At 69.4% G+C, this 13,214-nt stretch carries 13 protein-coding genes, 1 tRNA gene and 1 pseudogene; 3 read left to right on the forward strand and 12 right to left on the reverse strand.

Annotated features, from left to right (window positions below; genetic code table 11):
* Positions 1 to 86: 86 nt before the first annotated feature.
* The 5 genes from DSY14_RS12940 to DSY14_RS12960 all read right to left on the reverse strand — a co-directional run bounded on the left by DSY14_RS12940 (position 87) and on the right by DSY14_RS12960 (position 4,576).
* Complete coding sequence (locus tag DSY14_RS12940) at positions 87 to 1,274, reverse strand: iron-containing alcohol dehydrogenase (protein ID WP_211716777.1); 1,188 nt, start codon at positions 1,272 to 1,274, stop codon at positions 87 to 89.
* A gap of 4 nt (positions 1,275 to 1,278) precedes the next feature.
* Positions 1,279 to 1,509 (reverse strand): hypothetical protein, encoded by a 231-nt coding sequence (locus DSY14_RS12945; protein ID WP_211716778.1) that lies wholly within the window; start codon positions 1,507 to 1,509, stop codon positions 1,279 to 1,281.
* Between the two features lie 28 nt (positions 1,510 to 1,537).
* Positions 1,538 to 2,710, reverse strand: coding sequence for a hypothetical protein (locus tag DSY14_RS12950; protein ID WP_211716779.1), 1,173 nt, complete (start codon positions 2,708 to 2,710; stop codon positions 1,538 to 1,540).
* Between the two features lie 586 nt (positions 2,711 to 3,296).
* A tRNA-Lys gene (locus DSY14_RS12955) sits at positions 3,297 to 3,369 on the reverse strand.
* Positions 3,370 to 3,736: 367 nt separating this feature from the next.
* The gene (locus DSY14_RS12960) at positions 3,737 to 4,576 is read right to left on the reverse strand and encodes a helix-turn-helix transcriptional regulator (RefSeq protein ID WP_249187799.1); all 840 of its coding nucleotides are present in this window, start codon (positions 4,574 to 4,576) and stop codon (positions 3,737 to 3,739) included.
* A gap of 178 nt (positions 4,577 to 4,754) precedes the next feature.
* Between DSY14_RS12960 and DSY14_RS12965 the strand changes: the two genes are divergently transcribed.
* Positions 4,755 to 5,090: a hypothetical protein gene (locus DSY14_RS12965; RefSeq protein ID WP_211716781.1), complete on the forward strand. Its 336-nt coding sequence runs from the start codon at positions 4,755 to 4,757 to the stop codon at positions 5,088 to 5,090.
* Positions 5,091 to 5,131: 41 nt separating this feature from the next.
* Entirely contained in the window at positions 5,132 to 5,689 is a 558-nt protein-coding gene (locus DSY14_RS12970) for a nuclear transport factor 2 family protein (RefSeq protein WP_211716782.1), read from the forward strand.
* Between the two features lie 109 nt (positions 5,690 to 5,798).
* On the opposite strand, the gene DSY14_RS12975 is transcribed toward DSY14_RS12970, so the two are convergent.
* The 6 genes from DSY14_RS12975 to DSY14_RS13000 all read right to left on the reverse strand — a co-directional run bounded on the left by DSY14_RS12975 (position 5,799) and on the right by DSY14_RS13000 (position 11,603).
* On the reverse strand, positions 5,799 to 6,461 hold the full coding sequence (locus DSY14_RS12975; protein WP_211716783.1) for an HAD family hydrolase: 663 nt from the start codon (positions 6,459 to 6,461) through the stop codon (positions 5,799 to 5,801).
* Between the two features lie 114 nt (positions 6,462 to 6,575).
* Complete coding sequence (locus tag DSY14_RS12980; protein WP_211716784.1) at positions 6,576 to 7,181, reverse strand: response regulator transcription factor; 606 nt, start codon at positions 7,179 to 7,181, stop codon at positions 6,576 to 6,578.
* On the reverse strand, positions 7,178 to 8,347 hold the full coding sequence (locus DSY14_RS12985) for a sensor histidine kinase (RefSeq protein ID WP_211716785.1): 1,170 nt from the start codon (positions 8,345 to 8,347) through the stop codon (positions 7,178 to 7,180). The genes DSY14_RS12980 and DSY14_RS12985 overlap by 4 nt, the downstream gene beginning before the upstream one ends.
* Before the next feature lie 16 nt (positions 8,348 to 8,363).
* Entirely contained in the window at positions 8,364 to 9,242 is an 879-nt protein-coding gene (locus tag DSY14_RS12990; protein ID WP_307851209.1) for a CPBP family intramembrane glutamic endopeptidase, read from the reverse strand.
* Between the two features lie 488 nt (positions 9,243 to 9,730).
* The gene (locus tag DSY14_RS12995; RefSeq protein ID WP_211716787.1) at positions 9,731 to 10,561 is read right to left on the reverse strand and encodes a peptidoglycan recognition family protein; all 831 of its coding nucleotides are present in this window, start codon (positions 10,559 to 10,561) and stop codon (positions 9,731 to 9,733) included.
* A 265-nt stretch (positions 10,562 to 10,826) separates the two neighbouring features.
* Positions 10,827 to 11,603 carry a sulfite exporter TauE/SafE family protein gene (locus DSY14_RS13000; protein WP_211716788.1) on the reverse strand — a complete coding sequence of 259 codons (777 nt, stop codon included), beginning with the start codon at positions 11,601 to 11,603 and terminating at the stop codon, positions 10,827 to 10,829.
* A 386-nt stretch (positions 11,604 to 11,989) separates the two neighbouring features.
* On the opposite strand from DSY14_RS13000, the gene DSY14_RS13005 reads away from it, so the two are divergent.
* Positions 11,990 to 12,922, forward strand: a complete 933-nt coding sequence (locus tag DSY14_RS13005) for a LysR family transcriptional regulator (protein WP_211716789.1) — start codon at positions 11,990 to 11,992, stop codon at positions 12,920 to 12,922.
* A 102-nt stretch (positions 12,923 to 13,024) separates the two neighbouring features.
* On the opposite strand, the pseudogene DSY14_RS13010 reads toward DSY14_RS13005, so the two are convergent.
* Positions 13,025 to 13,214, reverse strand: a pseudogene (locus DSY14_RS13010) (serine protease); the annotation flags it as partial.

Consider the following 13,214-nt stretch of genomic DNA (forward strand, 5'->3'; position numbering starts at 1 on the left):
TAAATGGTCGTGCTTCGTGGTCCCCACCGGGTTTCAGCACGTCCTTGCAATACCGGACCGGAAAAATGGTGGCCCCTCGAATGGGTTCAAAAGCCGATGCGGTGCAGTAGCGCGCCGATTCCTTTCGCACCCAGCGAAGCGACGCCCGGATGCCTCCCCCAGAGCTCACGGACCTCCCTTCCCCACTCGGTGAGTTCCTCCTCGGTTCGTTGGCGGTCGTGCTGCTCGGCGGATTCACGCACGACGTTGCACAGGTCGCCGATCCTTTCCAGGGTTCCGACCCTGGTGTGTCGTCGTAGGGCATCCAGGCGGTCGGCCGACCCGAGGGCGTCTTGGCCCTCCGCGATCAGTTCCAACAAGGTGGGGAGGGCCCGAGCGGTCAGCTGTCCTTTGGTGAGGCCGGTACGCGTGACCAGGGTGTTCTGCACGCACCACCAGACCGGCATCGCGGGCTCCCAGAGACGTACGTGTGCGCCGGTGGCCGTGCTCACGCTGAGTTCGGAGACGCGCAGGCGCTGCTCGGCGGACAGCGGTGTGGATTCCCTGGTACGGGTGCCGAGCCCGGCCAGCTCCTCGATCCACCCAGCTGTGACGCGATCGATCTCCTCGGAGCTGCGGTGGGTCACGAGGAACGGACCGAGAACTCGGAACAGGACCTCGTTCAGTGAGTCCACCCACGCCGACCTCGACAGCGTTGATCCGTAGTCGGGATCTATGAGCGCCGCGGTAGGACGCAGGGTCTCGCCCGTCAGGAGGCGGCGTGCCTCGGTGGGGCCGGTGGTGATCGTCGCGCGGGCGGCCACCTCCGCCGCAGTGCCGGGACGGGTGGGCACGGCGATCAAGTGCGGCGGGACATCGCAGGTCCGTGGCCTGCGCAGGTGTATCAGGCCGGACGATCGACGCCAGACGGCACGATCGAGCAGCCAGGGTTCGTGGGCGGCGGCGCGGGCGAGTTTGGCGGTGTCGATGACGGAACCCCCGCCGAGCGCGACGCACACCCGGTTGCCCGACCCACGCATCCGAGCGTGGACCTCGCGGGCGGCCTCCAGGGTTCCCGACTCCTCGGGCGACAAGGCCAGCACGTGCGTGTCCAGGTGTGCGTTGGTCAAGTGCTCGACCGTCTCCCTGACATGGGGGGTCGCGGTCTCGAGGCGAGTGTCGGTCACCAGAAGGACGTGGTCGGAGCGCTCGTGGCAGAGCCGACCCAGTCGGGAGCGGGGCCGGGTCCCAAGAATGACCACTTGTTCCCCGACCCGCGCGGTTGGATTCTTCATGCCCTCAGTTCATGTCGTCCGGTTCGGAATGGCGCTTTTGCTTTCGCGGCCGGTACAGGGACTTGGCGACCACGATCACGATGAGCAGTGTCCCCGCAACGATCGCGTACCAGCCCGGGGCAGACTGCTGTTGTGTCAGACCGGCGATTCCGAGAACGATGAGAATGGCACCTGAGACGGCGACCCCGTACTCTCGGTGGTGCCATAGCGTCGCCAGAAACGTGGGAGAGTTCATCTTTCCCCTCTCAGATCGGGCCCGTTCGCTATGTCGGGTAGACGCAGCGGGCACAGACCTCGGAGGCGGACGTGCAGCAAGCGTCCACAGCGGTGGGGCACGCGGTGATGGCGCAGCCGATGCATGTGAACCAGCCGCTGCACGCGGTGCACAATGCACAGCCACCCAGGCCGAGGACACACTGCCAGGTGGCTTCCCAGTTGCACTGGCTGGTCAGGTGCTCTTCACCGCACGAGTTGCCGGGCCCGCACGACAGGTTGCAGCCGCCGCACGGGTCGTTGGCCAGAGTCTCCAGGTCCCCTTCCTGGGGCGCACGGGGAACAGCGCCGTTGACGCTGTAGGAGATCGTGGAGAGTTCCGGGTGCTCCTCGGTGGTGCCGTGGTCTACATGGATGCGGTGAGCCTGCGTCAGGACCCCGTCCAACGGCTCGTTGAGCATCCTGATGTGCACGAGCAGGTCCTGCTCGTGTTGGTAGAGGACGATCCCGGTCTCGACGATCCCGTCGCCCCGGTCGATCTCCACCCCGTAGACCTCCAGCTCACCGGCCGGCGGCGCGTCCTGGCCCGTGACCTGGTCGGCCTCCCGCAATGACGCGGACGGTATCTGGTCGGTGGACGCTGGAGCAATGGCATTCGGGCTGACCAGGGACCGAGGCTCGGCCACGTTGGTCAGATCGGCGGTGGCCAGCGCCCGCTGGGCGGCGTCCATGAGCCGTGACCCACTCAGGCGCTCGACGTCCTCGGCCTCGGCGTCGGAGGCCGAGGCACTGGGCTTGGTGGTGGCGGCGGCCGAACCGGCCTTCATGAGAACGCCCAAGCCGACGAAGGAGCCGACCGCGCCGCGCAGGAACGCGCTCCGATTGATACGGGAGTTCGCGGTCTTGGTGCCGCTGAGAGCATTGCCTCCCAGCGCGCCGAGGATGCGCCAGGTGGTCCTGGTGTCCAGGTGACGAGCCAGCACCGGGGCGATCTGCCACCCCGTCCACGCTTGGACCTTGCCATCGGCGACCCGCACGAGTGTAGGGGCCCACGGGGCCTCGTCGCCGAGCGCGTCCTGTCGCCATTCGCGCATTTGCTGAGAGCGCAACGAGATGACCTCGATGTGCCTGCCGGCTTCCCGGCGAATCGATCGGGCAATATTGGAACAGTCGATACACGAGGCATCGTATCCGAGGTACAGGGTCTCCTTGCTATTACTCATTAATACTCCCGGGGGGGGGGGTGACTTAATTGCAGGAGCCATGGTGCCCACGTGGAATTATTTGATTCGCCTAGGAAGTAACCATCTGATAACCATCGAAAGAAAAAGGACTCTAAGTGCCAAAAGGTGATGGAAGGGTCATGATTCGATGGCTGTGGTGGGTCGGCGGAGGTTCGGCGTCGCGTGCTCGCAGGTCACCCGTTGGGTGGAGGGTTGCCGACTCCCGAGGGTGAGCCCTTGTCGTCCCTGGTCTGAGTGCGGAGTGTCGGGGCGAACGACGCAACCTCGCAGCATCACGACGTCCGCTGTGACGGGGTGTCTGAGTGTGCGGAAGGGGGTACCGGAGGCGTCGCTCGGGGTGGAGTCGGCCTGGGGGAGGGGCTGCTGCGCGAGCCTCGAGACGCTGTCAGTCGTCGCATCGGGCCATCGGGCTTCCGCCGCGCGTGACTCCGCGCTTCTTCTATGGCGATGTAGGGGAGAGGTCGAGAAGTGAAGGCGATCTGGCCTTTTTCTTCGCGCGGCGCGTGGTGAAGCGAATGAAAGAACCGAGAAATTTCACGATGTGAATTCGATAGAATTCACGGAGTAGGCCCCCGGGGGATCGAACCCCGAACCCACGGATTAAAAGTCCGTTGCTCTGCCAATTGAGCTAGAGGCCCGTGTGGCACCCCTGGTGGCCAGGGATGACTCATACAGCTCGACATCCTACCGGATGCCACAGTGGTCGCGGAGCAGAGGTTTCCCCTGCGCAGTCGGATGTCTTGGCGTCTGTGCACTCTGCGATCGACCGAACCGGTTCCCCCGGCAGTGGCCGAAGGGTACTCGACATCCAGGTCCGCAATCGATCGACCGTCGCCGGTCATCGGGTCCTCAGCGCCGTCTTCCTTCTCACCGTTCGCCAGGTCCGAGTCGATCGGAGCGATCAGGTCGCCCCGCCTCCGTTGTGAGGCTCCTTATGGAAGACGGTGAGTGCGGGGGTGACATCGGAACCGTGCAGCGCATCACGGTGCCGCCGGGACGCGCACCTCACATCGCACCCTCACCGGGCCGCCCGTCCGGTGCGAGGAACGACGCGTCGTCCTGGGGCGTGTAGAGCATGATCCAGTGGTCCCGCTCAGGGTCGTGGAGCATCTCGATCTCGAAGCGGGCCCACCCGTGGGTCGGGTGGCGCACCTGTTTGATCGCGGATCGCGCGGTGCCGACCTCTCCGTGTCGCCAATGGTCGCGGAAGCTCTGACTGTTCTCTGTGAGCTCGGCGAGCAGGGAACGCAGGTAGGCGTCGTCGGGGTACCTGCTGAGCGCCGTGCGGAGTTCCGAGGCCGCGGCCCGGAGGAACCGTGCCGCACCATCGCCGCCGAGCAGGTTCGTCAGCACGCCGGTCGTGAAGGCCTGGTAGGCGAGATTGCGCTCGAAGCGACCATCACCGGTCAAGGGGCCGAGCAGCTCCTCCGCCGCCCTGTTGCGGGCGAGAAGGTCGAGCCGACCGTCGTGCACGGTGACCGGCATCGTGTCGTCCAGCCCCCGCAGTAGGCGCAGCAACCCGGGGCGAATGACGGAGGCGGGCGAGGCCGGTCCGGGCGGGGGCTCTCCGCCCAGACGGAACAGGTGATCGCGTTCGGCGTCCGAGAGCGCGAACGCCCGCGCCAAGGAGTCGAGGATCTCGCGCGACGGGTGCGGCGCCCGCCCCTGTTCGAGACGTGTGTAGTACTCCACCGACATGCCCGCGAGGTCGGAGACCTCTTGGCGGCGCAGCCCGGGAACCCTGCGCCGGGACGTCCGCACACCGCCCTGCGCATCCGGAGGACTCATCGCGGCCCTGAGCCGCCTCAGGTACGCCCCGAACTCGGCCCGATCACTGCTCGACATACCGACCATTGTCCCGGTCCCTCGGGTGCCGTGGCCCGGCGGCCGAGCCTGGCCCTGGCGATACCACCCTCGACGCGGCCTTCCTCGCCCACGCGGCCTCCCGGATGATCGTCAACGCAGCCGGCTCACCGGCATCGCCCGAAGTGGGCGGCGGATCACCCATGGCCCAGGAGACGGCATGACCAGTACAGCGTGGACCCTCCCGATCCCCGAGGACCGCGTCCAGGAGCTCCGCGACCTCCTCGCCGCCCTGGACAGGGACCACCTCCCCGGACTCGACGCCCGCGCTCGGGAGGTCGGTTACCACCGGGAACGGATGTGGCTCCAGCCCCATGAGGACGGCGGAGCGGAGTTGATCGTCTACCTCGAATTCGACGAGGGCGTCGACCTGTCCACCTTCGCGGAGCGGCTCCTCGCCTACGAGTCCGCGTTCACGCGTTGGTGGACGCCCCGCTTCGGCTCCTTCGGGCTCCCCAGGGAGTTCGGTGAACCTCTACTGGCCTGGGACGCCTGAACCGGATCCTCGTACATGACACGCAACGATGGGACACCCTCATGAACGACCAACGAACGCCGCCCGCCGCCCACAGCGGGCTCGACATCGCCCAGGAGTTCATCCGCGCCGTCGAGGCCAAGGACATCGAAGCCGTGGCCCGCACCCTGGCCGACGACGCACGCCAGTTGTTCATGCACGCCCAGGGCGCCACGACCCCGGATGGCGTCGCGGCCATCGTCACAGGTCGCAAACGGGGCCTCTGCGTCGCGGACGTGAAGGGAAAGAGTGAGGTGCTCGCCTACACGAGCGCGCTGTTCGACAAGTTCACCCCACTGCTGTGGCGCGACCACGCATGGCACGTCTCACCCGAGGGCGGAGAACTCTTCTTCCACGGCGTCGGCGACATGGTCGTCGCCCGCACGGGTCGGCCCTACCGCAACACCTATGTGACCCGGTTCGACATCGAGAACGGACGGATCGTTCTCATGGCCGAGTACGGGAACGCGCTCATGTACGCCGGTCTGGGCGTCCGTCCGAACGGGGCCGAATTCCGGGCCCTGCTGCGTGCGGTCGGACGCATGCTCTCGCCACGGCTGTCCGCCCGGTCGGGTCGATGAGCCTTCCCGACCCGATCCGCTCGCCCCGCACGACCGCTGCCCCGTGCGCGCGTGACATCCGGTCCTCTCCTGGACACCAGTGCTCCCTCACATCAGGAGAGTCGGTTCGTCACCGCAACCTGCGTCGGCCTTCGCCCGCGAGCAGGCACGGCAAGTCCTCGATCGAGTCGATGATCCAGTCCGCGTGCGCCCGCACCACGGGATCCTCCGCCCACAGGTGCCCCCAAGGGCCGCGACGGATCAGCGCCGTTCGCAGCCCCGCCTCGCGCGCGGGCAGGACGTCGTTGTCACGGTGGTCGCCCACATACACGATCTCCCATGGTTTCCCGGGAGCCATGGCCATGACACGGTCGAAGAAACCCGGGTCGGGTTTGGCCACACCCCATTCTCCGGATGTGGCGATGGCCTCCACCGGGAGGCCGAGAAGGTGGAGGAGTTCCGCGGCGCGGGTGGTCTGGTTCCCGGCGATCCCCACCCAGAGTCCGGCGTCTCGTAGAGCCGCGAGCCCCTTTCTCACGTCCGAGTACAGGTCCGCGTCTTCGATGAGCTCCCCAAAGCCTGCATCCTCACGTCGCCGGCGCTCCTTGATCAGGTCGAAGCCGGGACGGAAGTAGTCGAAGGTCTCCGCGTTGTCGCGTCCTTGGGCCGTCACCGCTCCCAGTACGGCGGAGAAGGTGTGGCGGGGGACACCGATCCAGTCGGCCCACCGCGCCCATTCCCGGGTGTCGTCGATGAGGGTCTCTCCCACGTCGAACACCACCGAGCGCATCATGCTCTCCCCTACTTTCCGGACATGGTCGTCCTTGTTCTCCCACAGGGCAGTGCCCGTCGGATCACGACGATGCCGGGACCTCCCACGCGTGCGGTAGCAGGGGAGTGGCGGGGGTCAGATCCAGCCGTGTTCGGCGGCGATACGGGCGGCCTCGTGCCGGTTCGCGGTGTCGAGCTTGGCGATCGCGGCGGCGAGGTGGTTGCGCACGGTCCCTCGGGAGAGTGAGACACGGCGGGCGATCTCCTCGACGGGCGCGCCGTCCCGCGCCAGGGCGAGCACGTCGGCCTCGCGCGGGCTGAGCGGGGAGTCGCCCGCGCTGATCGCTTCCGCCGCGAGCTCGGGGTCGACGTACCGCCCGCCACCGGCGACCTTGCGCACGACCTCGGCGAACGCGCTGGAGGAGACGGTCTTGGGCAGGAAACCGCGCACGCCCGCGGCGAGCGCCGCCTTGAGGTAGCCGGGCCGCCCGTGCGAGGTCACGATGACGCAGCGGCAGTCCGGTAGCTCCGTCGCCAGCCTCCGGGCCACCTCGATGCCGTCGGGCCCGGGCAGTTGCAGGTCGAGCAGCGCCACGTCGGGACGGACCCTCAGGGCCGTGGCCAGCGCCTCGTCACCGGACGCCGCGCGGCCCACCACCTCGAAGTCGTCCTCCAGGTCGAGCAGGCCGACGATGGCGTCCCGGATGAGGTGTTCGTCGTCGGCGACGAGGATGCGGGTCATGCGGGGTCCCCCTTCGGGAGCGGGATCATGGCGTCGAGCAGGAACCAGTCTCCGTCACGACGCGTGGTGAGGTGCCCTCCTAGGGCCTCGACGCGTTCGGTCATCGAGCGCAGCCCGGTGCCCACACCGTTCCGGGCGGCGTCTGTGGGCCCGATCCCGTCGTTGGCGAGCGTCAGGAGCACCTCACCGTCCTCGTGCGTGGTCGCGATCGTGACCCGGGTCGCCGACGAGTGCCGCAGCACGTTCGTGACGCCCTCACGGACGACCATGGCCAGGGTCGACGCACACGCCTCGGGTACGGGGTCGCCGGTCACCACGCAGTCGATCCCGGCGGACCCCAGAAGCGACCGCGCCCCCGACACCTCGCCGCTCCAGGTCGTGGCGAGCTCACCGCGCACGACGTGGCGGACCTCGGTACCCGCCTCCTCCGCGAGCCGACGAACCTCGGTGATCTCCGCCGCGGCGCGTTCACCGTGACCACGGCCGGCGAGTTCCGAGGCCAGCGAGCTCTTGACCGCGATCGTGGCCAGGGTCCTGCCGAACACGTCGTGCAGGTCGCGTGAGATCCGCAGGCGTTCGTTCGCCAGCGCGAGCGCGGCGCGGTCCTCGTGCGCCGCCTGGAGTTCCCGCAGCACACGGAGCATCCACGCGCTCGCCCAGCAGAGCCAGAGGATCGCGGTGATGAGGAACGCCCCGACCAGCAGGAGGACGATGTCCGCGACGCCCACGAGCGGGACGGCGAGGGCGAGTGCCGCCGCGTTGAGCAGCATCGCCCGGCGCGAGTCGAGGACGGACACCACGCTCGCGGCGCTCGCCCCGATCGCCGCCGCGACCGTCATGCCCATCCCGGGGAGCGGGACCAGGAAGGTCACCCCGACGAAGGCCATGAGCACCACCACCCACGCGATGACACCCGTGAGGGGCAGGCGCCGCGGCCGTCCGGCGACCACGTCGATGCTCCACTTGGTGACGATCATGTTCCCGATGGACAGGGCCACGGACAGCGCCAGCACGGTGGCCAACAGGGTGAGGGGCATCCCGGTCGGTTCCCGGTCCCCGGCCATGCTCCGGAGGAGGGTGCCGGCCGGGATCGTGACGGCCACGTAGGTGGTCCAGCGCACGTAGGTCTCGAACCTGCGCGCCCCGACGAGGGGTGTGTCGCTCATGGCCCTCATTGTCCCGTCACGCCCCTGTGGGCCGTGCGCCCGCGGGGGTCAGGGCCGGTCCGGTCCGGCGGGTGCGCCACCACACCACCGCCAGGAGCACGAGGACGCTGACGCAGGGCACGAGCACGGCGGGCGACCCCTGGCCGGCCTCCCGTTCGAAGACCGCGCCCAGGTCGTGGCGCAGGACGGTGTCGAGGAGGAAGAGGAAGATGTTGTTCAGCGCGTGCACCACCACGGCGATCTCGATGCCCCCGGTGAGCCAGGTGACGAGGGCCAGGCTGACGGCGAGGGTGAAGTACAGGAGGTTGAACCACGGGTCGGTCGACAGATGGATGACCGTGAACGCCAGGCTGGAGACGAGGACACCGAGGAAGAGCCCCGTGCGCCGTCCCCGACCCCAGCTTCCGGCGACCCGGAAGACGAGTCCGCGCAGGCCGTACTCCTCGCCGGCCGACTGCAGGGGGGTCAGCAGGATGGTGAAGGCGAAGAGGGCGAACAGGTCGCCGTGCGACCACGACGTCTGTTCCCTGGGCGTGAGCATGGTCAGAAGGACCGTGGTGACCAACCACAGGGGGCCGATGAACACGAGCGCTCGTCCGAACACGTCGAAGCGGAAGCTCGACACCACCGAGTGCAGCGACGCGCCCCGCACGCCGTAGAGCCACCGTTGGATGAGCATGCTCCACGGGATGAGCAGGGCGATCGAGAGCATCGCCGCGACGTGGAGGGCCGGCGTGTATTCGACGCGACCCTGGGCGGGGACGGGCCTGCCCAGCAGGCCGTCGACGACCTCGGCGGCCGCGGACAGCACACCCCCGAAGAGGAACAGTCCGCCGAACAAGAGCACGATCGCGAGGACACCGCGCCCGATCCGGCGCTTCTCACCGGCCAGCACACGGTGGTACTCCACCCCCGGCGGAACCGGCCGAGGGCCGCGACGGCGCGTGCTCGGGGCCGGCGGCCCGACCTGTGGGCCCGCCGTTCCCTGGGGCGGGGACCCGTGCCCCGGACCGGGCGGACCGGCCTCTCGTGAGGGGGCCGGCGAGGCGAAACGGTCGCTGTGGGGATCCATACTCCGAACCTAGAACGGAGCGCTGTCGTGACCGAGTGTCACCGATCATGAGTTCCTTCCGCGCCGTGCACGGGCCGGGCATGACGGATGTCATCCCTCGCCTCGGTGATCGCCCTCCTGCGCGGCACGCTTCCGGCCTCGACGCACGCCGGTCGGACGGTGTACCGCCGGCAGGACTTCAGCGGACCCCGGACCGGACCCGGGCCGCTCCGGGCCGAGGGAACGAGGAAGCGGTGCCCACCGGGGGATGGCGGGCACCGCGATCGTGGGGTGAGAGGGACACCGAACGGGGTGATGTCCTCTACGGGCGGTCAGCGGGTGAAGTCGTCCGGTCCTCGGGCCGGGCCGTGGTAGAACTCGCGCTCCGGTTCGTCCTCGGGCACCGGCGGGTAGGTGGGGCCGTCCTCGTCCGGCGCGGAAGCGGCGCTCACGGGGATGTCGAGAGCGTGCATCGTCCGGGTGACCCGGCTGCGCAGGTCGGGGAGCATCCCGTACAGCACGTCACCGGGGCAGGCGGTGGCGTTGAAGTCCCGGTGTCCCAGGATCGCGCTGCTCGGGTTGAGCCCGTACGCCCCGCACAGCCAGGCCAGGGTCTCCACCAGAGCGTTGGTCAGCGCCTGGGTCGGGCTCGCGCTGGTGTACAGGCCCTCGTTCTCGATACCGATGCACGTGCTGTTGTTGTTGGCCACGTGGCTGCCGACGACGTGCTGACCGGCGGCGATGGCCTCGGGGGTGCGGTCGCGACCCTCCATGACGTGGCCGCCGCGGCTGATGGTCAACTGCTGGCCGGTGTCGATCCAGCCGTTGCTGTCCATGTGGTAATTCTGAATCGACCGGGACAGGCGCAGGGCGTGGTCGAGGGAGTAGTCGGTGCTGTTCGCCGTCGCGGTGTGGTGCACCACGATGTAGCGCGGCGCGTTCGCCAGGACCTGGATGGGGCTGCTCGGGGGGCGGGCGTTCCAGGCGCCACGCCAGTACAGCTCCGGTGCGGCCGCCCGCACGGCGGCCTCGGTCGTACGCGCGGAGACGCCGGTGGCGCCGAGTGTGCTGAGTGCCCCGCCGAGTACGGCGGCGCCCGAGGTGAGGGCGGCTCCGCGTAGGAGGGTGCGTCTGTTCGGACCTGACCGGGGGATGTTGGTCATCGTCGTCCTTCACGGCTCGTGTGGTGACTTACCAGTTCACAAAAGAACACGAGGAGTGGATCGCGCGCAAAGGGTGATGTCATTGATTCTGCTGACCGATTCCGGACAGCGAATTCGCACTTCACCCCATGGGCATTTCGTGCCGCGTGCTGTACGAGAGACAATGGCGTGGCGCGGTGCGACGTGAAGGGGAATTTTCTCGGTCGCTTTCTCCGCCGGTGCTTTCGGGACCTTTGGGCGCGGGTCCGCCGGCCCGGACCGTCGTTCACCGCAGGGTCAGGTCGGCGATGGCCACCACCCCGACCACCACGATCAGTCCACGCAGCAGTGACGGCGGGAGTCTTCGGCCCGCGCGGGCGCCGACCGCGCCCCCCACGATGGAACCGGCGGCGATGGCCGCGACCACCCGCCAGTCGATGAGGTCGGGCGCCACCACCAGGAAGGTGACGGCGGCCACGATGTTCACCCCCGTCACCAGCAGGTTCTTGAGCCCGTTGAGGGACTGCAGGGACGCCTGCGTGAGCAGGCCCATGATCCCGACGATGAGGATGCCCTGCGCGGCCCCGAAGTAGCCTCCGTAGGCGCCGAGCAGGAGGACCACCGCGCAGACCACGACGCGACGGCCTCCGTCCAGGACACCGCGCTCCGAGGCCCGCGCGGCGCCGCGCCCGCGCAGCCACGGCCCGACCGCCACCAGCACCACTCCGAGTGCGACCAGGAAGGGGACGACGATCGCGAAGGCCCGGGGTGGCAGCACCAGGAGGGCGAGGGCCCCGGCCATCCCGCCCACGAGTGAGACGGGCAGGAGCAGACGCGCGGTGCCCCCGTGTTCCCGCAGCTCTCGCCGGTAGCCGAAGGTGCCGGCGAGTCCGCCGCCCACCAGCCCGACGGTGTTGGAGACGTTGGCGACCACCGGGGGGTGGCCGGACAGCAGCAGGACCGGGAAGGTGATCAACGTTCCCGAACCGACGACGGCGTTGACCACACCGGCCAGGAAGCCGGCACCGACGATGGCGGCCCAGTGGATCCACAGCAGTTCCATGTGGCGATCCCGGGCGCGGGACGGCACCGTCGCGCGCCCGTCCTCCCTTCCTCGACGTCCCTTCCACCGGCCGTGTGGTCCACGGCCTGGTGCCCACCCGCGGGCCCGGCCGGGCTCCGGCGCTCACCCTGAGCCCGGTCCGGGGCGGACGGACCGCCGACTCCGCGCGGCCACCACCACGGGCCCGGTGGCCGGCTACGATGGGCGCATCCCACCGCGCACCACCGCCGGCCTGCGCCGATCCGACACCCCGGGCCTGAGCAGCCGCAGCGCCCGTGACCGTCCCGAACGGTCGCGGATCGGCCCGCGACCGTTCCCTTCGGCCCGCGGTGATTCTCGGCTCGATGCCACGCCCCCCGCATCGCGCTCTGACGAAGGAGGCTTCGGTGAAGACGAAGGCAGGAACGCTGGACCTGCGCGATCTCGCGCTGTTCCTCGACGTGGTCGACACGGGGTCCATCACGGCGGGGGCCGAACGCCGCGGCCTCTCGCTCTCCGCCGCGAGCGTGCGCGTCGGCGCGCTCGAACGCCGTTTCGGCCAACGTCTGCTCCACCGTGGCGGGCGGGGGGTGACGCCGACCGCCGCGGGCCGTGAGCTGGTCGCGAAGGGGCGAGGGCTCCTCGGGTGCGCCCGGGACCTGGAGTCGAGCATGGCCGTCCACGCCCGTGACCTGCGGAGCAGGGTGCGGTTGGCGACCAACGGTTCGGCCACGGACGCGCTCACCGAGTTCCTGGCCTCGGCGCTCTCCCGACTGCCGCGGGTGGCGGTGACCCTGACCGAGACGAGCAGCGAGACCGCCCTGGCCCATGTGCGGGACGGTCGTGCCGACCTCGCCGTGGTCTCCTCTGATCCGTCGCCGGCGGGTCGTCGTACGTACTGCCTGTGGGACGACCACCTGGTGGTCGTCGGTCCGGTCCGGCCGGGTCCGGCACGCTCGGTGTCGCTGCGGGAGCTCCTGGACGTGCCGCTCATCGGACTGACCGAGGGACACCCGCTCCAGGACCTGGTCGACCGGCGCGTGGCGGAGCTGGACGGGCGACCGGCCTACCGGGTCCGTCTGCCCTCGCTGTCCGCCGTGTGCGCCGTGGCCGGGACGGGCGCGGGATGGGCGGTGGTCCCGACCGGTTCAGTCCGACGCCATGGCGTCAACCCCGCGGCCGTGTACCCGCTGGAGGAACCCTGGGCCGAGCGGCACGCGTCGCTGGTGGTCGGCGACCTCGGCGACCTCGGCGACCTCGACGGCCAGGACACCGGTGTCGCAGCGTTCGTGGACCTCCTGCTGGACCACCGCGTGGCCGTCGACGCCGCGGACGCGTGACCTCCCGGCCTCCCGGGACGACGTCGACGGGGCACGGACCGATCGGTCCGTGCCCCGTCCCGCTTCACCCGCTCACACCCGCGGGTTCCGGTGCCGCCCTGATCAGGAGGCGGCCTTCGTGTACCCCCCGGTCACGGTGTCGTCGATCCAGTCGACGTGCGCGACGGTGTCGGTGAAGACCGTCGGACCCACGCAGAGGGGGTTCTCGTCGAAGTCGCCGTCCCGGCTGATGACGCCGGCCAGTTCCCAGGCTCCTTCCTCGCCGCGGAGGACGGGGCCGCCGGAGTCGGTG

Origin of the sequence: Nocardiopsis sp. MG754419 (assembly GCF_018207095.1) — a bacterium.
In the GTDB taxonomy this organism is placed as follows: Bacteria; Actinomycetota; Actinomycetes; order Streptosporangiales; family Streptosporangiaceae; genus Nocardiopsis.